Origin of the sequence: Streptomyces sp. NPDC097981 (assembly GCF_040302565.1) — a bacterium.
In the GTDB taxonomy this organism is placed as follows: Bacteria; Actinomycetota; Actinomycetes; order Streptomycetales; family Streptomycetaceae; genus Streptomyces.
The window spans coordinates 97,450-118,086 of sequence record NZ_JBEORW010000028.1 but is presented as its reverse complement, the minus strand read 5'-3'; the positions used below and the strand labels follow the sequence as shown (position 1 = coordinate 118,086).

The following is a 20,637-nucleotide window of genomic DNA, read 5'->3' as shown; positions in this document are numbered from 1 at the left end:
CGGCCTGCTCGGGGGCGTCCGGGGCCTTGCTTTCCTGCGGGGTGAACATCTTCGGGTCGGCGGTGATGTCGTACGCGTCGACGCTGGTGGCGAGGCGCCCGCGCGGCGCCCGGTCAGCGGTACGTGTGGAATCCCTGGCCGCTCTTGCGGCCCAGCAGGCCCGCGGCGACCATCTTCTTGAGCAGGGGCGCCGGCCGGTACTTGCTGTCGTTGAAGCTCTCGTAGAGCACCTCGACCGACTTCAGGATGGTGTCGAGACCGATCAGGTCGGCCGTCTCCAGCGGGCCCATCTTGTGGTCGAAGCACGTCTTGAAGATGCGGTCGACGTCGGCCGGCGGCGCGACCCCGTCCTGCACCAGGAAGACGGCCTCGTTGATGGTGAGCATCAGGACGCGGTTGGAGACGAAGCCCGGAACGTCCTCGACGACGATGCACTCCTTGCCCAGCTCCGCGAGGAAGCGGCGGGCGGTGTCGATCGTCTCGGGGGTGGTGTGGTGGCCGCGGATGACCTCGACCATGGGCTTGAGCGGCACCGGGTTCATGAAGTGCATGCCGACGACGCGCTCGGGGCGGCTGGTGACCGAGCCGACCCGGGTGATGGAGATGGCCGAGGTGTTGACGGCGAAGACGACCTCGGGCCGGCAGATCCGGTCGAGCTCCTTGTAGACCTTCTCCTTGATCGCCCATTCCTCGGTCACGTTCTCGACGACGAAGTCCGCCTTGGCGAGCAGCTCGTAGTCGGTCGTGAACTCGATCTTCTCGAAGACCGCGGCGGGGTCCACCGCGGCCTTGCGGTTGAACATCGCGAAGGCCCGCAGGCTGCTGCGCAGCTCCTTGCGCGCGTTCTCGAGGATCTCCTCGGAGACGTCGACCAGGACGACGCGGTGGCCCGTCTGGGCGAGGTTCTGCGCGACGCCGACGCCCATGACGCCGGCTCCGACGACTCCTGCTGTCGTGAATTCCATTGGTGGTCGACTCCGTTAGCGTGCGCCGCGTACGGCGTAGATGTTGTGGATGTCCGTGCCGGCGTACAGCTCGTCCTGCTCGGCGTGCGCGGTGAAGCCGCGGCTCTCCAGGAGCGCGACGAGCCGGGCGACCTCGCCGTCCGCGTCGTGCGCCTCCAGCACCATCTGCTGGATCTTGGGCCAGTCCTCGTCGGCGATGCCGTCGATGACCTGACGCTCGCTCTTCTGCACGTCGATCTTGATGAGGTCGATGCGCTCGATGTTCTGCTCGCGGATGACGGCGCTGAGCGGGCGCAGCTTCGCGGTGAACTCGATCGCCTCGAAGCGCACGTCCATGAGCTCTTCGGTGTACTCGGCGAGCTGGTCGGCCGCCTCGTCCCCGCCGGCCTCGCGCTGGTTGGCGATGATGGTGCGCAGGTTGTGCTTCTCCTCCGCCTCGTCGGGGTGGAAGGAGGACATGCCGGAGCTGCGCGGGTAGAAGGTGAACTGCGCCTCGCACTCGCCGTCGGAGATGCCGATGTTGAACAGCCGGGCGTCGGCGCCGTGTTCGGCGGCATTGCGGCTGAGCAGCTCGAACAGCGGCGGGGCCGGCTCGAACGTGTAGATGGTCACGTCCTTGGCCTCGTAGTGCGCGAAGAGCGTGAACAGGCCGATGTTGCCGCCGACGTCGACCACGGTGGCGCCGTCGGGGAGGGTGATCCCGTTCTTGGCGTAAACGCGGTGGTCGAAGATGTCCTCGTAGAAGTGGAGGGTCTCCGCCTCGTTCTGGTGGGAGATCATCAGGCCGTTGGGGAGCTGGAAGCGGGCGAGCGAGCTTCCGGTGTGCGAGGAGCCGGAGCCGTCCCCGGCCAGCGCCTCCTGCGGGTCCCGGCCGGCGCGCAGCGCGTCGACGGCGGTCGCGGTCCGCGCGAGCGTGGCCCACTCGTAGATCTGGCGCAGCGTCGGCTCTACGGAGAAGGCGCGGGTGATGCGCAGGATCAGGCGGGTGGCCAGCAGCGAGTTGCCGCCCAGCTCGAAGAAGGAGACGTCCCGCGGGAGCTGCTCCTCGGTCTTCAGCAGCCGCGCCCACAGGGCGTGCAGCTCCTGCTCCGTGGCGCTCGGCTCGCCCTCGGCGGCGGGCGCCGGGGCCGGGGCGGCGGCGCCGTCGGCCGTGAGGTTCTCGGCGGGGTGGACCGTCCAGTCCACGGCGCCGCCGGCCAGCCACACCCGGCCCAGCGCCTTGAGGGCGACGGCGGTGTCGGAGCGGCGCTCCAGCGGGTGGCGCATCGAGGCGACGACGGCGCCGTTGCCGACGCCGCGGACCTCGGTGGCGAGGCTGGCGAGGGTCTGGCCGGGGCCGGCCTCGAGCAGGACGTGGTCCTCGCCGATGGCGCGCAGGCCGTCGGCGAAGCGGACCGGGCTGACGAGGTGGCGGGCCCAGTAGCCGGGGTCGGTGGCCTGCTCGTCGGTGATGAGCGCGCCGGTGACGTTCGAGACGTACGGGATGCTCGGCGCGTTCAGCGTCAGGGTCCGGGCGAGCGCGGTCAGTTCGCTCGCGATCGGCTCCATCATCGTGGAGTGGAAGGCGTGCGTGGTGGTGACCCGGCGGTTGATGACCTCGCGCGTGCGCAGGGAGGTCTCCAGCGCGATGATGTCCTCCTCGGGTCCGGCGACCACGCAGAACGCGTCGCCGTTGACGGCGGACAGCGAGAGGTTCGATCCGAGCAGGGCGCGTACGTCCTGCTCCGGGAGCATGACGGCGAGCATGGCGCCCTGCGGCAGCGCGTCGATGAGCGCGGCGCGGCGGGCGACCAGGGTCAGCGCGTCCTTGAGGGAGAGCACCCCGGCCAGCGTCGCGGCGACGTACTCGCCCAGGCTGTAGCCGGTCAGGACGGCCGGGCGGGCGCCCCAGCTGCGCCAGAGTCCGGCGAGGGCGTACTCGATGACGAAGAGCGCGGGCTGGGCCAGCTTCGTGGCGTTCAGCCGGCGCTCCTCGGCGCTGACCGGTCCGCTGTCGCGGCCGAGCATGCGGCGCAGGTCCATGGCGGGCGCCTTCGCGCCCTCGCCGGCCGGCACAGTGCCGGCCCGCTCCGTGGCGGCCGGCGCGGCGGCGGCCGGGAAGATCACCTCGCGGAGGTCCAGGCCGAGGTCGGGGGCGAGCAGTTCGGCGCAGCGGTCGACCTCGGCGCGGAAGAGGGGGAAGTCCCGGTACAGGTCGCGGCCCATGCCGAGGTAGTGGTCGCCCAGGCCCGGGAAGAGGAAGGCCAGCGGCGCGGCGGTGGCGCCGGTCTCCTTGGCGCCCAGTTCGGCCGGGCCCTCGGGGCCGGTCAGGACGGCGCCGCGGTGCGTGCCGGAGCCGGCGCCGACGGTGCGCCGGGTGACCGGGGCGGCGGTGGCCGGGGCGGCGGCGCTCTTGAGGGTGGCCAGTCCCGCGTCGAGGGAGGCACCGTTGGTCCCGCTGACCAGGTCGAGGTGGAACGGGAGCGGACCGGTCGGCGCGACCGCCGCTCCGTGCCTCTCCTCGGCGGTGATCGTGTTGGGGGTCATACCTCTCCTTGGGTGTGTCGGAAAACCGGGCGAACCAGGGGAACAGGGCGAACGGCCGACGCGCGGCCGCTCGGGCCGGAGCAGCGGGTGCCGCAGGTGCACGCAAAGCAACCCCGGCCTGGGTGACTGGGGCTGCGCATGTCTGAGGAGCGCCCGCGTGCCGCCCTGGTATCTGTCCGAGGAGTCCGTCGTGGCCAGCCTGGTCAGGACCGCTTGAGCAGAGCCGGAGCAGTGGTGGACGCAGCCGCCGGCAGCTACGCGGCGCGGGTCGTGACCTTCGACTCGGCGTAGGCCTTGGCGAGGTTGAGCGTCGCCGTGCTGTTGCGGCCGAGCGCCTCGCGGACGTAGCGGCGGGATTCGGCGACGCCGGCCTCGGGGCCGAGTACCCGGGTGATGGTCTCCTCGCGCAGCACGACGCTGTGCTGCGAGGTGACGGTCACGCCGGTCTCGTCCTCGACGAGCGACCACTCGCCGGTGTGGGCCGACATCAGCAGGGGCGTCGCCGTCTGCTTGTAGACGATGCGCCGGGCGTGCGGGAAGCAGACCCGGACCGACTCGGTGGTGTGGGCGTTGCCGTCGGCGGTCAGGGTGTCCATGGACATCACCTGCACGCCCGGCTCGGGCTCGGTCACGTCCAGGCGCGAGACGTGCGGGACCAGCGTGGGCCAGTCCTGGACGCGGTGCAGGAAGTCGTAGACGCGGTCGGCCGGACCGTCGACGCGTACGGAGTCCTCGAAGGACATCACGAGGTCGTCGAGGCGCTCCCAGCCCTTGGCAAGCTTCTTGATGTTGCCGAGCTCGGCGCGGCTGTTGGTGTCGGTGGCGCTCTCGACCCAGGCGACGGAGCCGGCGTCGTCACCGGCGACGGTGAAGTCGTGCAGCAGGACCAGCCGGCAGGCGGCCGCGCCGCGCGGTTCGACGATCCAGGTGCCGCCCATCGACTCCAGCGGGGAGGCGGGCACCTGCTGGCGGAACTCGATGCGGCGCTGCGCCACGTCCAGGGTGCGGCGCGAGGTCCAGGACTTGATCTGGCCGTTGGCGGTGGCCCACATGCGCAGGTGCTCGCGGGAGCCGTCGGACTCCAGCTGCTCGACGTGGACGTTGGGCGGGAAGTAGAGCGGCCACTTGGCCGCGTCGGCGATGAGGCCGTAGACCACTCCGGCGGGGGCGGCGACGGTCACCTCGTGCGTCGTGCGGTGCACACGCTCAGCGGACATCGTGGAGTTCCTGCTTTCCGGATCAGAAGTTGCCGAGGCCGCCGCAGACGTTGAGCGCCTGCGAGGTGATGGACGAGGCCACGTCGGTGGTCAGGTAGCCGACCAGCCCGGCCACCTCTTCGGGGGTGGAGTACCGGCCGAGCGGGATCTTCGAGGTGAACTTCTGCATGATCTGCTCCTCGGAGGTGTCGTACGCGGCCGCGTAGCCGGTGCGCACGCGCTGGGCCATCGGGGTCTCGACGTATCCGGGGCAGACCGCGTTGACGGTGATGCCGGTGGGGGCGAGCTCGTTGCCGAGCGATTTGGTGAAGCCGACCACGCCGTGCTTGGAGGCGGAGTAGGGGGCGCCGAGCACCACGCCCTGCTTGCCCGCGGTGGAGGCGATGTTGATGATCCGGCCGTACGGGGCGCCCTCGAGGCCGCCGTTCTTGAGCACCTCACGGGTCAGCAGGAACACGCTGTTGAGGTTGGTGTTGATGACGTCGTACCAGAGCTCGTCGGTGAGCTCGGCGGTCGGCCCGCCGCCGCTGCGGCCGGCGTTGTTGACGAGGACGGAGATCGGTCCGAAGGCCTCGACGGCGGCGGCGACCAGTGCCTTGACGGATGCGGCGTCGCGGACGTCGGCGACGGCGCCCTCGACCTCCAGGCCCTCGGCCCGCAGGTCCTCGACGGTCTGCTTGACCTGCTGCTCGGTGCGGGCGCAGAGGAAGACGCGGTGTCCGCGGCGGGCGAGATCGCGGACCACGGCCAGCCCGATCCCGCTGGTACCCCCGGTGACCAGGGCTACCGGCTTCGTCTCTTTCGTCATCGGTGTACCTCCAGAACGGCGTTGATGGTCCGACCGTGTCCCGGCCCCCTTGACGCCCGCACGAACGGCGCTTGAGGACCGGTCGCGGCGGGGCGCGGACGGCGGCCGTTTGAGGCGTCTTCGAATCCCGCTCGACTTGCGGCGATGAGGGTGGGGGCACCCACCAGATCGGAGTTCTCCATGACCATCCAGGCCGGCATCGGACAGCAGGCCGCCGTGGCCTTCGGCGCCCTCTACGCCGAGGTCCAGCAGTTCTACGCCCACCAGATGCAGCTGCTGGACCTCGGCGAGTCGCAGCGCTGGGCGGAGACGTTCACCGAGGACGCCACCTTCGACGTGCCGACGCTGCCGGAGCCGGTGCGCGGCCGGGCGGGCCTGGTCGCCGCCACCAGCCGCACCGCCGCCCAGCTGGCCGAGGCCGGCCAGCGCCACCGTCACTTCATCGGCATGTTCGACGTCTCCGAGCGCCCGGACGGCGTCGTCGACGTCCGCTCGTACGCGATCGTCTATGCCTCGGCCATCGGCGGCGACTCCCAGGTGCACCGGGTGTGCGTCTGCGAGGACGTCCTGGTCCGTGTCGAGGGCGCGCTGCAGGTCGCCACCCGCCGGGTGACCCGCGACGACCTGGCCTGACCGGCGCTCCAGCGCCGCCCCGCCGTACCTCCATCCTCGATGAGCAGGCTCTGGGGCGTACGTGGGACGCATCATCCCAATCGAAGTGCCACCTGTGGAGGTTTGCCGAAATGTCGCAGACGACGATCGCCCGGCCGGAGGTCTCGGCCCTTCAGGAGGCTGTGCAGGGCGCAGCAGACCGCCTCGTCGAGGCCGGTGCCGCGGGAGTCCAGTTCCGGGTCGCCCGGGGGGACAACTCCTTCGTCGTGACGTCGGGCATCGCCGAGCTGGGCTCCGACCGCCCGGTGCCGGAGGACGGGCGCTTCCGCATCTCCTGCATCACCAAGCCGTTCGTCTCGGTCGTGGTGCTCCAGCTCGTCGCCGAGGGCAAGATCGTCCTCGACAACACGGTGGAGAGCTACCTGCCGGGCCTGCTGCCCTACGGCGAGAAGATCACCATCCGCAACCTGATGCAGCACACCAGCGGTCTGTACAACTACATGGACTCGTTCCAGAAGCCGGGCGACCGGTTCCTGACCGAGCGCTACAAGCACTACGAGCCGACCGACCTGATCGCCATCGCGGCCGCCAAGCCGCTGGAGTTCGAGCCGGGCAGCAAGTTCGCGTACTGCAACACGAACTACTTCATCGTCGGCCTGCTCATCGAGAAGGTCACCGGCCGCTCGTACCGCGTCGAGATCACCGAGCGGGTGCTGGAGCCGCTGGAGCTGACCGAGACGGTCCTGCCGGGCGACGACCCGAACATCCCGGAGCCGCACGCCCGCGGCTACATGCAGATCGGCGGCCGTCCCGAGGACGTCACGCTGATGAACCCGTCGGAGGCCGGCTGCGCGGGCGAGATCATCTCGACCACCCGTGACCTCGACACCTTCTTCTCGGCCCTGTTCAGCGGCAAGCTGCTGGCGGAGGCGGAGTTCACCGAGATGACCACCCCCCTCCCGGAGGAGATGATCGAGAACCTCCCGATGGGCATCGGCTACGGCCTGGGCATCATGAAGCTGGAGAACGACGGCGACCTCGACCTCTGGGGCCACGGGGCCGGCATCCCCGGCTACGCCACCTTCGCGGCCACCACGCGCGACCTCCAGCACCGCGTCCAGCTGTCGTTCACGATCGGCGACAAGGACTTCGGCCACGACGCGGAGCAGGCCGTCATCCGCGGCGTCAACACCGCGCTGTGCTCCTGAGCCGATGACCACGGACATTCACTCCTCCGTCACGAAGGCCGTCGTCGTCACCGGCGGCGGTACGGGGATCGGCGCGGCGACCGCCCGCGCCTTCGCCGAGGACGGCGCGCACGTGCTGGTCGTCGGCCGCAGTGAGGCGACGCTGAAGCAGACCGCGGACGGTCACGACCGCATCCGGGTACTCGCGGCGGACATCCACGACCACGACGCGCCGCGGCTGATCGTCGAGACCGCGCTGCGCGAGTTCGGCCGGCTCGACGTGCTGGTCAACAACGCGGCCGTGACGGGCTTCGCCGCGCTGGACGGGCTGGAGCGCGATTCCGTGCGCGCCCAGCTCGGTACGAACCTGATCGCGCCGGTGTTCTTGACCCAGGCCGCCCTGGACGCCCTGGAGGCGACCAAGGGCCTGGTCGTCAACGTCAGCTCGGCGGGCTCGCTGGGCCGCCGGGCCTGGCCGGAGAACTCCGTGTACGGCATGGCCAAGGTGGCCCTCGACTTCCTCACCCGCACCTGGGCCGTGGAGCTCGCGCCGCGCGGCATCCGCTCGGTGGGCATCGCGCCGGGTGTGGTGGACACGGGCGTCGGTGTCCGTGCCGGGATGCCCGAGGAGGCGTACCGCGGCTTCCTGGAGCAGGTGGCCGGGAGCATCCCCTCGGGCCGGGTCGGCCGCCCCGAGGACATCGCCTGGTGGATCGTCCAGCTGACCCGTCCGGAGGCGGTGTACGCCAACGGCACGGTGCTGGCGGTGGACGGCGCCCTGTCGGTGACCTGACGGGCACGGGGTACAAGAACGAAGAGGGGCCGCCCGCGCACTGCGCGGGCGGCCCCTCTTCGTACGTCTCGCGGGGTCAGCGGGCGACCGTGGCGGTGACGTAGCGGACCGGGACCTCGATGAGGACCGGGCCGCCGTCGGCGCGCAGCGCGTCCAAGGCGGTGATCAGGCGCTCGCGCAGGGCGGCCGACTCGTCCTCCGGCAGGTGCTGCCACAGCAGGCGCATGCCCTGCGTGTGCGACCACTTGACCCAGGCCTCGCCGGACTCGGCCGTCATCAGGACGGGCTCGTCGGTGATCTCGACCTCGGTGAAGCCGGCCTTCTCCAGCGCGGCGGTCAGGTCTCGCGGGTCCTCGAGCCAGGAGTGCAGCTGGCGGTGAAGCTGCTCGGGGTGCCAGGACTCCGGCAGGTACTGGAGCAGCTCGAACGGGATCAGCGGGGTGAACAGCGGCGGCAGGAAGGGGAAGGTGTCGCGGGTGAAGACCGGGCTGGTGAAGGCGATCCGGCCGCCGTCGGCGAGCAGGTCCGCGTAGCGGGCGAGCGCGGCGCGCGCGTCGGGCAGGAAGATGACGCTGTAGCTGCCGAGCGCGAGGTCGAAGGAGCGTGCCGGCAGGTCGGGGTGCTCACCGTCCATCACGCGCAGTTCGACGTTGGTGATGCCCTGGCGCTCCGCCTCGCGGCCCGCCTCCTCGATCATCGCGTCGGCGATGTCGATGCCCAGCGCGCTGCCGCCCGGGGCGATCAGCTCCGCGGCGGGCAGCAGGGTGGCGCCCAGGCCGCAGCCGATGTCCAGCACCCGCTCCCCCGGCCCCGGCGCGGCCAGTTCGACCAGCCGCCGGCCCATGGGGGTGAAGAACTCCACGCCGAGGCGGTCGTAGGCGGCCGCCGCCCCGTTGAAGGCAGCGGTGACCTTCGTCTTGTAGGTGTCGGTGGCGGTGGCGGTTTCCACATTCAGCTCCGGGGTGCGTCGGGCGGCCTGTCGGCCATGCGCACTCATCGTGCGGGGGGCGCCCCGGGTGGCGGTGGAGCTGTCTTCGAGAGCCGCTCGACGCATGGTGTGAAAGGCGTTGAATTCCTTTCCGGAAATCTTCGAACTCCGCTGGTGATGAGGGCTTTTCGGATATCCGGAGCTTGTCCGGCCGCCGTCTTGCGCACCAAGATTGCGCAGGATCCGCAGAGCTGGAGGAATCCCTTGGAGGGAATACGATGAGCGCCCAGATAGACGCGGTACGCCGGATGATCGAGGCGTACAACACCGGAAATACCGCGAACGTGGCGGAATACATTCACCCGGATTACCTCAATCCGGCGGCCATGGAGCACATGGATCTGCGCGGCCCCGATTCGTTCGCGATGGCCGTCAAGTGGCTGCGGATGACCTTCTCCGAGGAGGCGCGCCTGGAAGAGGTGCAGCTGGAGGAGCAGGGCGACTGGGTGCGCGCCTATCTCGTGCTGTACGGCCGCCACGTGGGCGAACTCGTCGGCATGGCCCCCACCGGACGGGTCTTCTCCGGGGAGCAGATCCACCTGATCCGCTTCGTCGACGGCAAGATCCGCGATCACCGCGACTGGCCCGACTACCAGGGAACGTACCGTCAGCTCGGCTCCCCGTGGCCCGAGCCGCAGGGCTGGAGGGACTGACATGTTTCTGATCACCGGAGCCACCGGCAAGGTCGGCCGGGAGGCCGTCGACCAGCTGCTCGCGCTGGGCCACCCGGTCCGCGCCCTCAGCCGTACCCCCGAGGAGGCGAACCTGCCCGAGGGCGTCGAGGTCGTGGCGGGCAGCCCCGCCGACCCCGACTCGCTGACCGCGGCGTTCGACGGGGTCGGCGCCGCCCTGGTGGTGCTCTCGGGCGACGTGGGCGGCGAGGCGGCCAACGTCGCCGCCGCGGCCCGCGCGGCCGGCACGTCCAAGATCGTGCTGCTCTCCTCGGGCGGCATCGAGCACCCGCTGCCGCACGGCATCGCCGACGAGCACCGGGCCGCCGAGGTGGCGATCGAGGCGTCCGGCGTGCCGTGGACCTTCCTGCGCCCCGGCCCGTTCCACGCCAACACCTCCTGGTGGATCAGGACGGTGCGCGAGGACAGCGCGGTGCGCTGCTGGATCGGCAACAACCCCGGTGCCCCCATCGACGAGTACGACATCGCCTCCGTCGCCGTGGTCGCGCTGACCGAGGAGGGCCACACCGGCAGGTCGTACCTGCTCACCGGCCCCGAGACGCTGTCATCCGAGGAGCAGGCGCGGATCCTGGGCGAGGTGCTGGGCCGGGAGCTGGACTTCTCGGTGGCCCCCGCGGAGGAGGTCGTGGGGGTGTTCACCGGGATCACCGGTGACCGTCCGGCGGCCGAGACCAACGTCGCGGCCCTGCACAGCCCCGAGGTGCCGTGGGCCAAGCCCACCTCGGTGGTGCGCGACCTCACCGGGCGCGAGCCGCGCCCCTACCGCGAATGGGCCGTGGAGAACGCGGCCCTCTTCGGCTGAACAGCCGGAATCGAACCTCAGGGGGATTGAGATGACTGACATCCTGGTGACCGGCGCGACCGGTCTGCAGGGCGGTGCGGTGGCCCGCGAGCTGGTGCGCCGCGGCCGGTCCGTATCGGCGCTGGTGCGCAACCCGGAGTCGGAGGCGGCGCGGGCGCTGGCGGAGCTGGGCGTGAACCTGGTCCGCGGCGACCTCGACGACGAGGCCTCGCTGCGTCCGGCGCTGGAGGGCTTCCACGGACTGTTCTCCGTGCAGAACTTCATGACGCCGGCCGGGCTCGGCGGCGAGGTCCGCCAGGGCCGTGCGCTGGCACGGGCCGCGAAGGCGGCGGGGATCGGCCACGTGGTCTACAGCTCGGTGGGCGGCGCCGAACGGCACAGCGGCATCCCGCACTTCGACTCCAAGCGGGGCATCGAGCGGTACCTGGAGAGCAAGGGCATGCCGCTGACGGTACTGCGCCCGACGTTCTTCATGGACAACTTCGCGGCGCACGGCCCGCAGGTGGTCGACGGCACCCTGGTGGTGCAGCTGGCGCTGAAGCCCGGGACCCGGGTGCAGTTCATCGCCGTCGACGACATCGGCTTCTTCGCCGCCGAGGCCTTCGACAAGCCGGAGCAGTACGCGGGCCGCGCGGTGGAGATCGCGGGCGACGAGCTGACCGCGACCGAGGTCGCGCAGGCCTTCGCTGAGCGCAGCGGTCTGCCGGCGCGCTTCGAGGAGGTGCCGCTGGACGCCGTCGCGAACAACCCGTACATCCCCAACGGGCCCGAGATCGCCCTGATGTTCGAGTGGTTCCAGTACCACGGGTACGAGGCGGACATCGCGGCGCTGCGGGCCGAGCACCCGGGGCTGCAGTCCTTCGCGACGTACCTGAAGGGCATCGACGTCCCCTCGGCCTGAGCGGGCCAGCCCAGGGAATGAGACCGGCGGGGCCGGATCCGCGGCGGCGGTTCCGGCCCCGCCGGTGCGTTCCGGTGGCGCGGGAGGATCAGGCGTGGCAGGCGGGCAGCCCGCCGTTGAACTCGGCCATCTCCTGGAAGAGGGCGCCCACGTCGAGCGGTGCGCCGGGGGCCGCCCCGGCCAGCTCGGCGTACGCCCGGTGCAGGTTCGGTACGAGGCGTTCCGCGTCGAGCAGGTCCGCGAACGGGCTTTCCCCCGCTTCGGCGGCCACCTCGAGCGGGGTCAGCCCGGCCGCCACGCCGCCCTCGGCGAGCCCGGCGATCCAGCGGAAGTAGGCCTCGTTGGCGTCGATCAGCTCGGGTCCGCCGACCGGGCCGTGGCCGGGAACCACGGTCTGCGCGCCCAGAGCGCGCAGCCGCTCCATCGCGGCGAGGGACCCCGAGACGGACCCCATCAGGCAGAACGGGGCGGCGTTCGACATCACCAGGTCGCCGGCGAACAGCACCCGCTGCTCCGGCAGCCACACGGCGGTGTCGTTGGTGGTGTGCGCGGCCGGTCCCAGGTGCAGCAGTTCGGCCCGCACGCCGCCGATGTGCAGGGTCAGCGAGTCGCGGTAGGTGACGTCCGGGAGCCTGAGCTCCAGGTCGCCCCAGCAGACGTCCGGCCACAGGCCGGTCAGGTGCAGCCCGGCCAGGTCCATCATGGTGCGGGTCTGCTCGTGGGCGATGACGACGGCCTCGGGGAAGAGGTGGTTCCCGAAGGTGTGGTCGCCGTGGAAGTGCGTGTTGACCAGCGCGCGCGGGGGCTCGGGGACCAGCCGCAGTACCTGCTCGCGCAGGTTCCGGGCGCGCCGCTCGGTGGCGACGGTGTCGACGAGCAGGCTCTGCCCGTTCCCGCCGGTGACCAGGCCCGCGTTGTTCAGGCACCAGCCGCCGTCGCCCTGGACGTACGCGTACACGCCGTCCGCGATCTCCGTGGTGGCGGCGTCCGCCGCGGTGGTCGTGGGAGCTGAGGGAGTCAAGGTCACATCACGTCCGCCGGGACGAACTCCAGCTCCTTCAGCATCGGAAGGTAGTTGAAGACGTCGTAGTGCTCGATGATCCGGCCGGCCTCGTCGAAGCGGAGCTCCTCGAGCATGTACCAGGTCACCTTCTTGCCGGTGGGGGCCTTGTCGAAGAACTGGCCGAGGTGGGTGGCGGTCACCGTGATGCGCAGGATGACGCGGTCGCCCTCGGAGACGGCGCTCTTGACGTCCAGGTGGAGGTCGGGGAAGGCGGCGAGGCCGCCGCGCATGGCCCCGATCATCTGCTGGGTGTCGACGGGGCGGTCCTCGGAGAAGTGCCGGATGTCCGGGGACCAGTGGATGAGGATGCCGTCCAGGTCCCAGCGGTTCCAGGCGGCGGCGCAGTCGAGCGCGATCTGCTTGTTGCGCTCCTGGATGCTCTGCGCGGCGGTGGCGCCGTCGGTCGTCTCGGTCAGGGTGAGGGACATGGCCGGGTTCCTTCTCTGGGTGCGCGTACGGGGGGTGGGTCAGGGGATGAGGACGTGCTTGCCGACGGTGGCGCCGTCGAGAAGGGCCCGGACCGCAGCGGCAGCGCCGCCCAGCGGGTGGCGGCCGGCGATCTGCGGCCGCAGCACGCCCTCGGCGGTCAGGCGGCACAGCGCGGCGTAGTCGGTGTTGAAGGCCTCGCCGGGCTTGACGTAGTACATCGTCATGCGGCGGCCGCCGGTCAGGCCGAGGTGGCGGGTGAACCAGCGGGCCACCGTGCGGCGCAGGGCCGGGACGTGCGGCCGGAACCACTGGCCGGGCCGGTAGCCGGCCACCGAGGAGTCGAAGGAGACGAGCGTGCCGCCCTCGACGAGCACCTTCCAGGCCACGTCCAGGCCGGAGCCCCCGATGTGGTCGAAGACGGCGTCCACGCCGCGCGGGGCGAGCAGGCGCACGGCCGCGGCGAGGTCCGGGGTGCGGTAGTCGAGCGGCTCGGCGCCGAACTCCCGTACGGTGTCGTGCTTGGCGGGCGAGGCGGTGCCGATGACGCGCAGGCCGTGGTGGACGGCGAGCTGGGTGAGCAGGGCGCCCACCCCGCCGCTGGCGCCGTGCACGAGGACGGTCTGGCCGGGCCGCAGGTGCTTCGTGAGGCGGTGCAGCATCTGGTACGCGGTGACCCCGTTGGTCACCAGCGAGACGGCCAGGGCCGCGTCCATGCCGGCGGGCGCGGCGGCCAGGGTCTTGGCGGGCAGTTCGACGTACCGCTGCCAGGCGCCCTGGCGGGGCATGGCAGCGATCCGGTCGCCGGCCTTCCAGCCGGTGACGCCGGGGCCGACCTCGGTGATCGTGCCGACGAGGTCGTAGCCGGGCACGAAGGGGAACTTGGGCGGGAAGGGGTGCAGGTGCTGGAGCATCTGCACCTCGGCGTAGGAGACGCCGGCGGCCTGGACCTCGACGACGACCTTGCCCTTGCCCGCGGTGGGGCGGGGGCCCTCGGCGGGCACGATGTGCTGCTCGGGCTCGCCGCTGCCGGTCATCCGTACCAGGGTGTTGGGCTCGGCGCCGGCCGCCTGCGCCGCGGTGGCGGCGGCAGCAGCGGCAGCGGTGCGCTCGGCGGAGGTGGTGCTCATGCGGCCTCCCCCTGGGCGAGCGGCGCGAAGTCGGCGGCGTGGTCGGCGGCCCAGCGCGCGAAGGTCAGCGCGGGGCGGCCGGTGATCTTCTCTACGGTGTCCACCGTGACGGGCGGGTTGGCGACGGCGTCGGCCAGGTAGCCGAGGACCATTTCGACGACCGGCGCGGGCATGGCCTGGCCCATGAACCGGCGGGCCTGGTCGGGGGTGATCTCCTCGAAGGCGACCGGGCGGCCGATGGCCCCGGCGATCTGCGCGACCTGCTCGGCCTGGGTGACGACCTCAGGGCCGGTGAGCACGTACGCCTGGCCGGCGTGCCCGTCCTCCAGCAGCGCGGCCGCTGCGACGGCGGCCACGTCGGCCTCGTGGATCAGCACGCGCGGGGCGTTGCCGTAGGGGGCGCGGACGACGCCCTCGGTGCGGATGGAGTGGGCCCACTTCCACAGCACGTTGGTGGCGAACTCGTCCGGGCGGACGAAGGTCCACTCGATGCCGGACTCCTCGACGGCGCGTTCCACGGCGCGGTGGTGCTCACCGCTGTGGTTGTCGCCGGAGGTGTCGAGCACGGAGGACGAGGAGAGCACGACGATCCGGCGGACCCCGGCCTCCTTGGCCGCGGCGACGACCTCGCGGGCGGTCCCGGGCACCGGGAAGAGGTAGAGGCTCTCGACTCCGGCGAGCGCGGCGCGCAGCGTCTCGGGCCGGTCGAGGTCGCCCTCGAAGACCTCGACCGCGTCCGGCAGTCCCGCGGTGGCGGGGGTGCGGGTGAGCGCGCGTACGGGCACTCCCGCGGAGACGAGACGGCCGACCACGTGGCGGCCCACGGAACCCGTGGCTCCTGTCACCAGAACTGTCACTCGTCTGCTCCACCCTGTTCACACCCGGTCGCCCCGGGTACCTCGGTCGGTTGTGCTGCCAGCGTCGGCCGGGGTCCTGGAGGGTTCTTGGAGGGCGGGTCGAGGGCGTCCGGGCGCTGTCAGCCGGCCGACAGGGTGTCTTTGCGATCGGGCGTCCGCGGCGGTACGCGCTGGTCGACGTACTGTTCGATGCCGTCGAGGACGCGCTGCAGCCCGAACTCGAAACCGCCGTCGGCGCCGAGGCCGGCGCCGGGCTCCTCGAAGACGCCGGACAGCCACACGCGCGTGAGGCTGGGGTACCGGGAGAACGGGATCAGCCGTTCCAGCAGCGGGCCGCTCTGCTCGTACCACTCCTGGTAACTGAGGCCGGAGCGGCGCTCGTCGCCCTCGGCGTCCGCCGACTGCTGGGCGGCGCCGCGGACATAGCCGTTGACCAGGTGGACGACGGTGAGCGTGTCCCGTTCGCTCAGGCCGGTGGTGGCAACGGCGCCGAGCACCGCGTCCCACACCGCGGTCTCGTGAGGGCCCATCAGCATGCGGGAGGAGAACAGCGGCGCCGCCCACGGGTGGCGGCGGGCGATGTCCCGGCTGCCGCGGGCGTAGATCTCCAGGGCCTCGCGCCAGTGGGCGGCGCCCGCGAGGGAGGGCGACTCGCCGAGCACCTCGTCCAGCATGCAGTTGACCAGTTCGGCCCGGCCGGGGACGTAGGTGTAGATCGACATGGTGGAGACGCCGAGCGGCTCGGCCACCCTGCGCATGGAGAGCGCGGCCAGGCCCTCGGCGTCGGCGAGGTCGATCGCGGCGCGTACGACGCGGTCGACGGTCAGCCCCTGGCGGGGGCCGCGGGCGGGCCGGGCAGGGGGCGTCGGGTCCGTGTCGCGGGTCCGCCACAGCAAGGCCAGCGTCCGTGCAGGGTCCATCTTTCGGCCAACTTCTCTGCCCATGACTGGTTTAGCCCCTTTCCGAAGAGGTAACTCTGTACACCGTACAGATTCACTCCGTACGGTGTACAGAGTCACTGCCGCGGTGGTCCTTCCCCCGCGGCTGCCGCGGCAGTGACTTTCCCATACGCAGCAGAGAGCGAGCCGCCCTTGTCCCCCACCACCGAACACGGCGCCGCAGCCACGCAGACGGCGCGCGAGACCACCCCCCGCCCGAAGGGCAAGAAGTTCGAACTGGGCCGGGGCGCCCGCAAGCTGACGCTCGCCGTGCACGTGGTGACCTCGGTCGGGTGGGTCGGCCTCTCCCTGTCCATGGTGGTACTCGCCGTCATGGGGGTGACCACGAAGGACGCAGCGATCGCCAAGGGCGTCTACTACGCGATGTACGTCTTCGACGACACGAGCGTCACGGTCTTCAGCCTCGCCGCCGCGATCACCGGCATCCTGCTGTCCTGCGGGACCAAGTGGGGTCTGCTGCTGCACTGGTGGATCATCGTCAAGTGGGTCATCACCCTGTTCATGACGTTCTTCGCCTGGTTCGTGATCCACCCGACGGTCATGGACGCCAGCGAGCGCACGGCAACGGCCGGCGGCGCCGCGCCGGATCCCGGCGGGGCCGGCGACTTCCTGGTGTGGAGCGTGCCCGCGCTGTTCGTCCTGCTCACCGTGGCCGCGGTGGTCTCGGTCTACAAGCCCTGGGGCCGCACCTCGCGCGGCAAGGCCGCCCAGCCGGCGGGGCGCCGCCCTAGGAAGGCCTGAGCTCGGCCGCGCCGAAGGAGACGTCGAAGCGGCCGCGCCGAAGGAGACGTCGAAGCGGTCGCACCAGATGGCGAGACTGGTGTAGTCGGCGAGGTTGACGCCGCCCGGGACGGGATAGTTCTGGTCACCCTTGTCGCCCTTGAGGGCGCCCAGGCTGACGTGCTTGCCGTCGTCGAAGACGTACCAGCCGTCGGAGCCTTCGAGCACCGGGGCGTCGGTGAGCCAGACCCGCAGGTCCGGGCCGTTGCTGGTGTCCAGGTCCTCCAGACGGAGCGTGTACGAGCCGTCGGCGAGGCGGAGCAGCTTCACCGTGCCGGTGGTGGAGTGCTCGTGGCTGATCAGGGTGCCCTGCGCCACCGTCCGCGCCTGCGCGGCCCGGGTGGCCGAGGCCGAGGGCACGGCCTCGTCGACCGTCTCGTCCACCCACAGCTTCCACGGCTCGAAACCAATACAGCCCGACGGCCGGCCCGACCCCCACCACGACTGACGAGCAGAGCCCTGCGCCGCCCGTGCCCACGTACCACGTTCGGTCCTCCGTCGTGTGCGCTCAGGACTTCCGGTGGCGCCCGGGCAGCTTCCCGGGCGGCGGCTGCCTGGCGAACCCGTCCCACTCCAGGATCATGCGCGGGGCATCCGGCTCCGGGTGGGCGCCGCGCCGGGACCGGTGCCCAACCCGTCTAGACGGGTCCGGTCACGCGCGGGCCTTGTCGAACGTGGTGCACCACTCGGGGAGGCTGGGGGTGGTGAGGAGGCTCGTGCCCATCAGGAGGGCGGTGAAGCCCTGGTGGAGGAGGGCGGCCGCGCGGGCGGGGGTGTCGATGGCGCTGGCGCTGACCGGGAAGCGGGTGCCCGTGCGCAGGAGGCCGGGCAGCAGGGCCGCGCCGCGGTCCACGTCGCCCGGGAGGCGTTCGCGGGTGGCGATGTCCTTGTTGTTGACGGCGACCACGCAGTGCGCGCCGCGGTGCACGGCGGCCGCCTCGGCGGCGTCGGCGACCTCCACGAACGGGGTCAGGCCGCAGTCCAGGGCGTGGTCGGTGAGGCGGGCCAGGGAACCCGCCGGAAGCACCTTGGCGGTCAGCAGGACGGCGGAGGCGCCCAGTTCGCGGCTGCGCTCGAGCTGGCGGCGGCTGGTCAGGAAGTCCTTGCGGAGGAGTGGGAGGGGGGTGAGCGCGGCGACCTCGGCCAGGAGTTCCTCGGTGCCGCCGAACCAGCGGCCGGTGACGACCGAGATGCAGGGCGCGCCCGCCTCCTCGTAGCCGCGGACGATCTCGGCGACCGAGCGCCCGCGCGTCAGGTCGCGGCCGTCGGCGTCCTGCCGCTTGACCTCCATGATCAAGGGGCGGCGGGCCGTGGCGAGTGCTTCGGTGAAGGCGGTCATCGGGATCTCCAGGCACGGGTGACGGCGGCGGCGCGCCGCGCGTCCAGCAGGCCGCGCTCGCCGCGGGCCGCCGAGTCGACGTCGATGCCGAGGAAGCGCGGATGCGCCACCGCGCCCGCGAACGCGTCCCGGTTGCCCGCGTGCAGCCCTCCGGCGAGGAGGAACGGCAGGCCGGTGCGGTCGGCCAGCGCGGTGACGGCGGCGTCGTCCAGGGTCCGGGCGGTGCTGCCGATCCGGCCGTCGGGCGCGACCGCGTCGTACAGGAAGCAGTCGGCGCCCGCCCGTTCGTACGCGGCGGTCAGCCCGCCCTCGGCGCACGTCCCGTCCTTCAGGTGCAGCACCTTGGCGATCTTCAGGCCGGGCGGGCCGTCCCGGCGCAGGGCGCGCACCACCGAGGGCGGCTGGTAGCCGTGCAGCTGGATCCACGGGATCGAGGCGGCGGCGACCGCCTGGAGCAGCGGCGCGGGATCGGTGGCGAAGGTGACCAGCACCGGGGCCACGCCCCGCTCGCGGGCGGTGGCGGCCAGCTCGGTCAGCTGCGCGGAGGTCAGCTCCGCGGGGCCGCCCGGCACCCGGTACCAGAGCCCGACCAGGTCCGCGCCGGCCTCGGCCATGTCGCCGACCTCGGCCGCGCGGGTGGCCCCGCAGAACTTCACGAGCACTACGCCGCCGCCGTCCGCCGGACGTCCCGTACGAGCGAGCCGGCGGCGAACGCCGTGCCGTCGGGGCCGATCATCCCGGGGTGGGCGGCCCGCAGATCGGCCAGCACCGCCTCGTACGGGAGGTCGTCGAACTCTCCGTGGAAGCGCAGGAACTCCATCTGGCGCCTGCCCTGGAGGTCGAAAGGGTGGTGCAGGCTGTCGGCGGCGCCGTCGAAGTCGAGCGGCGCCATCCCGTAGAGCCGGCACAGCGTCTTGTTGAACACCGGGGTGGCCTTGACCCAGCCGTTCTCCAGCCGCACCGAGGTCAGGCAGTGCTGGTGGAAGACGTCGCCGCCCAGCAGTTCCTTGAGGCGGTCGGAGGCGAGGTGGTTGCGTACGTCGGTCAGTACCAGGCGGGCGGGGATGCCCAGCGAGCGCAGCCCGGCCGTGTACAGCACCGACTTGTGCAGGCACATGCCGGAGCGGGCGGTGGCCACGCTGCTCGCGCGCAGGCCGGTGCGGGACAGGTCCGCCCCGTACACCTCGTAGCGGATCTTGTCGCGCACCGCGTAGTACAGCGCGACCGCCCGGGCGGTGGGGGTGGTGGCGTCGGCCGGCACGGCGCGCGCCACGAACTCGCGGACCTCGGGCGAGCCGTGGTCGATGAACTCGGTGGCGGCGAGCGTGGCGTGCCCGGTCCCGGGGCTCGGTGTGGTGCTCATGGGTGGACTCTGCTTCCGTTTCGGGGGCGAGGGCGGCCGACGCGAGTGCGGCCTGCGCCGAGGGCGGCCTGCGTCGACGGCGGCCCGGCTCAGAGGCCGAGCAGCGAGGCGATGCGGTTGCGCTGGATCTCCGAGGTGCCGGAGTAGATGGTTCCGGCGACCGCGTTGCGCAGCTCCTTCTCGATGCCGTACTCGGCCATGTAGCCGTTGCCGCCGAATATCTGTACGGCGTTCAGCGCGGAGGCGACGTTGGCCTCGCTGGTGACCAGCTTGGCCATGGCGATGTCACGGGTGACGTTCTCGCCCGCGGCCATCTTCCCGGCGGTCGCGTAGAGCCAGTGCCGTGCCGTCTCCACGCCGACCTCCATGTCCACGATCTTGTGGGACACCGCCTGGTACGAGCCGATGGGCTGCCCGAACTGGGTGCGGCCGCGGGCGTACTCGACGCAGCGCGCCACCCGGTGGCGCATCTCCCCCGCGTTGATCACGAAGGAGCACAGGATCTCCCAGCGCATCACGTGGTCGAGGACCAGGAAGCCGCCGCCGACCCGCCCGACGACATGGGAGGCGGGCACGCGGCAGTCGTCGAAGTACAGCTCGCTCAAGGGCGAGGTGCGCAGGCCCATCTTGGCGATGGGGCCGCCGACGGTCAGGCCCGGGGTGTCGCGCTCCACCAGGAACGCGGTGATGCTGAGCGGGCCCGAGCGGTCGCTGGTGCGGGCGTACACGGTGAGCAGGTCGGCGACCGGCCCGTTGCTGACGAAGGCCTTGCTGCCGTTCAGGACGAAGTGGTCGCCGTCGCGCACCGCGCGGGTCCGCATGGCCAGCGCGTCGGAGCCGCTGCCGGGCTCGCTGATGGCGTGCGCGCCGATCATCTCGCCCGAGCAGATGCCCGGCAGGAAGCGGTCCTTGAGCTCCGGGGAGCCAAAGCGGTGCAGCGGCACCCCGGTGGAGACGATGTGCGTGCACACCGAGAAGTTCAGGCCGGCGTCCCGGCAGCCCTCGCCGAGCCCTTCCAGCACGTACATGGTGGTGAGCAGGGACTGGCCCAGGCCTCCCCATTGTTCGTCGAAGGGCAGGCCCAGGATGCCGGTCGCGGCCACGGCCGCCCAGTTCTCCGGGGAGAAGGCCGCCTCGGCGTCCCGCTCAACGTGCCCGGCGCTCAGCTTCTCGAGCCAGGGCGCCAGGCCGTCGCGCAGGGCCTGCTGGTCCGCGGTCCAGTTGGTCAT

General features: G+C 71.8%; 20 protein-coding genes and 3 pseudogenes. 7 read left to right on the top strand and 16 right to left on the bottom strand.

Going from position 1 to position 20,637, the window contains the following annotated elements; genetic code table 11:
- Positions 1–113 precede the first annotated feature (113 nt).
- The 4 genes from ABTY04_RS25785 to fabG form a co-directional block, all read right to left on the bottom strand.
- Positions 114–965 (bottom strand): 3-hydroxyacyl-CoA dehydrogenase family protein, encoded by an 852-nt coding sequence (locus ABTY04_RS25785; RefSeq protein WP_352215760.1) that lies wholly within the window; start codon positions 963–965, stop codon positions 114–116.
- 15 nt (positions 966–980) lie between these two features.
- The gene (locus ABTY04_RS25780) at positions 981–3,491 is read right to left on the bottom strand and encodes an FkbM family methyltransferase (protein ID WP_352215759.1); all 2,511 of its coding nucleotides are present in this window, start codon (positions 3,489–3,491) and stop codon (positions 981–983) included.
- Between the two features lie 254 nt (positions 3,492–3,745).
- Positions 3,746–4,708: an aromatase/cyclase gene (locus tag ABTY04_RS25775; protein WP_352215758.1), complete on the bottom strand. Its 963-nt coding sequence runs from the start codon at positions 4,706–4,708 to the stop codon at positions 3,746–3,748.
- 22 nt (positions 4,709–4,730) lie between these two features.
- Entirely contained in the window at positions 4,731–5,516 is a 786-nt protein-coding gene (gene fabG, locus ABTY04_RS25770; RefSeq protein WP_352215757.1) for a 3-oxoacyl-ACP reductase FabG, read from the bottom strand.
- Between the two features lie 180 nt (positions 5,517–5,696).
- Here fabG and ABTY04_RS25765 point away from each other — a divergent pair, with 180 nt between their 5' ends.
- The 3 genes from ABTY04_RS25765 to ABTY04_RS25755 all read left to right on the top strand — a co-directional run bounded on the left by ABTY04_RS25765 (position 5,697) and on the right by ABTY04_RS25755 (position 8,108).
- Entirely contained in the window at positions 5,697–6,149 is a 453-nt protein-coding gene (locus tag ABTY04_RS25765) for a nuclear transport factor 2 family protein (protein ID WP_215143807.1), read from the top strand.
- A 110-nt stretch (positions 6,150–6,259) separates the two neighbouring features.
- Positions 6,260–7,336 (top strand): serine hydrolase domain-containing protein, encoded by a 1,077-nt coding sequence (locus ABTY04_RS25760; protein ID WP_352215756.1) that lies wholly within the window; start codon positions 6,260–6,262, stop codon positions 7,334–7,336.
- Positions 7,337–7,340: 4 nt separating this feature from the next.
- Positions 7,341–8,108, top strand: coding sequence for an SDR family NAD(P)-dependent oxidoreductase (locus tag ABTY04_RS25755; protein ID WP_352215755.1), 768 nt, complete (start codon positions 7,341–7,343; stop codon positions 8,106–8,108).
- A 76-nt stretch (positions 8,109–8,184) separates the two neighbouring features.
- On the opposite strand, the gene ABTY04_RS25750 is transcribed toward ABTY04_RS25755, so the two are convergent.
- Positions 8,185–9,057, bottom strand: coding sequence for a class I SAM-dependent methyltransferase (locus ABTY04_RS25750; RefSeq protein WP_352215754.1), 873 nt, complete (start codon positions 9,055–9,057; stop codon positions 8,185–8,187).
- Positions 9,058–9,314: 257 nt separating this feature from the next.
- Here ABTY04_RS25750 and ABTY04_RS25745 point away from each other — a divergent pair, with 257 nt between their 5' ends.
- Genes ABTY04_RS25745 through ABTY04_RS25735 form a run of 3 tightly spaced genes read left to right on the top strand, consistent with a single transcriptional unit; the run spans position 9,315 to position 11,491 of the window.
- Positions 9,315–9,749, top strand: coding sequence for a SnoaL/DnrD family polyketide biosynthesis methyl ester cyclase (locus tag ABTY04_RS25745; protein WP_352215753.1), 435 nt, complete (start codon positions 9,315–9,317; stop codon positions 9,747–9,749).
- Between the two features lies 1 nt (position 9,750).
- The gene (locus tag ABTY04_RS25740; RefSeq protein WP_352215752.1) at positions 9,751–10,590 is read left to right on the top strand and encodes an SDR family oxidoreductase; all 840 of its coding nucleotides are present in this window, start codon (positions 9,751–9,753) and stop codon (positions 10,588–10,590) included.
- Between the two features lie 31 nt (positions 10,591–10,621).
- On the top strand, positions 10,622–11,491 hold the full coding sequence (locus ABTY04_RS25735) for an NmrA/HSCARG family protein (protein WP_352215751.1): 870 nt from the start codon (positions 10,622–10,624) through the stop codon (positions 11,489–11,491).
- An 88-nt stretch (positions 11,492–11,579) separates the two neighbouring features.
- Here the strand turns inward: ABTY04_RS25735 and ABTY04_RS25730 are convergent, their stop codons facing one another.
- From ABTY04_RS25730 to ABTY04_RS25710, 5 genes and pseudogenes are all read right to left on the bottom strand, one after another.
- Complete coding sequence (locus ABTY04_RS25730) at positions 11,580–12,512, bottom strand: MBL fold metallo-hydrolase (protein ID WP_502996716.1); 933 nt, start codon at positions 12,510–12,512, stop codon at positions 11,580–11,582.
- Positions 12,513–12,514: 2 nt separating this feature from the next.
- Positions 12,515–12,982 carry an ester cyclase gene (locus ABTY04_RS25725; protein ID WP_352215749.1) on the bottom strand — a complete coding sequence of 156 codons (468 nt, stop codon included), beginning with the start codon at positions 12,980–12,982 and terminating at the stop codon, positions 12,515–12,517.
- A gap of 39 nt (positions 12,983–13,021) precedes the next feature.
- Positions 13,022–14,110, bottom strand: coding sequence for a zinc-binding dehydrogenase (locus ABTY04_RS25720; RefSeq protein WP_352215748.1), 1,089 nt, complete (start codon positions 14,108–14,110; stop codon positions 13,022–13,024).
- On the bottom strand, positions 14,107–14,934 hold the full coding sequence (locus tag ABTY04_RS25715) for an NAD(P)H-binding protein (protein ID WP_502996715.1): 828 nt from the start codon (positions 14,932–14,934) through the stop codon (positions 14,107–14,109). The genes ABTY04_RS25720 and ABTY04_RS25715 overlap by 4 nt, the downstream gene beginning before the upstream one ends.
- Before the next feature lie 152 nt (positions 14,935–15,086).
- A pseudogene (locus ABTY04_RS25710) lies at positions 15,087–15,764 on the bottom strand (TetR/AcrR family transcriptional regulator); the annotation flags it as partial.
- A 294-nt stretch (positions 15,765–16,058) separates the two neighbouring features.
- Here ABTY04_RS25710 and ABTY04_RS25705 point away from each other — a divergent pair.
- Positions 16,059–16,667 carry a DUF2269 domain-containing protein gene (locus ABTY04_RS25705; RefSeq protein ID WP_352215766.1) on the top strand — a complete coding sequence of 203 codons (609 nt, stop codon included), beginning with the start codon at positions 16,059–16,061 and terminating at the stop codon, positions 16,665–16,667.
- 30 nt (positions 16,668–16,697) lie between these two features.
- Here the strand turns inward: ABTY04_RS25705 and ABTY04_RS25700 are convergent.
- From ABTY04_RS25700 to ABTY04_RS25680, 6 genes and pseudogenes are all read right to left on the bottom strand, one after another.
- A pseudogene (locus ABTY04_RS25700) lies at positions 16,698–17,184 on the bottom strand (DM13 domain-containing protein); the annotation flags it as partial.
- Between the two features lie 30 nt (positions 17,185–17,214).
- Positions 17,215–17,328: pseudogene (locus ABTY04_RS41200) on the bottom strand (hypothetical protein); the annotation flags it as partial.
- Between the two features lie 30 nt (positions 17,329–17,358).
- The gene (locus tag ABTY04_RS25695; RefSeq protein WP_352215746.1) at positions 17,359–18,045 is read right to left on the bottom strand and encodes a beta/alpha barrel domain-containing protein; all 687 of its coding nucleotides are present in this window, start codon (positions 18,043–18,045) and stop codon (positions 17,359–17,361) included.
- Positions 18,042–18,707 carry a phosphoribosylanthranilate isomerase gene (locus ABTY04_RS25690; RefSeq protein WP_352215745.1) on the bottom strand — a complete coding sequence of 222 codons (666 nt, stop codon included), beginning with the start codon at positions 18,705–18,707 and terminating at the stop codon, positions 18,042–18,044. The genes ABTY04_RS25695 and ABTY04_RS25690 overlap by 4 nt, the downstream gene beginning before the upstream one ends.
- On the bottom strand, positions 18,707–19,408 hold the full coding sequence (locus tag ABTY04_RS25685) for a transglutaminase-like domain-containing protein (protein WP_352215744.1): 702 nt from the start codon (positions 19,406–19,408) through the stop codon (positions 18,707–18,709). Before ABTY04_RS25685 ends, ABTY04_RS25690 begins: the two co-directional genes overlap by 1 nt.
- Positions 19,409–19,497: 89 nt before the next feature.
- Complete coding sequence (locus ABTY04_RS25680) at positions 19,498–20,637, bottom strand: acyl-CoA dehydrogenase family protein (protein WP_352215743.1); 1,140 nt, start codon at positions 20,635–20,637, stop codon at positions 19,498–19,500.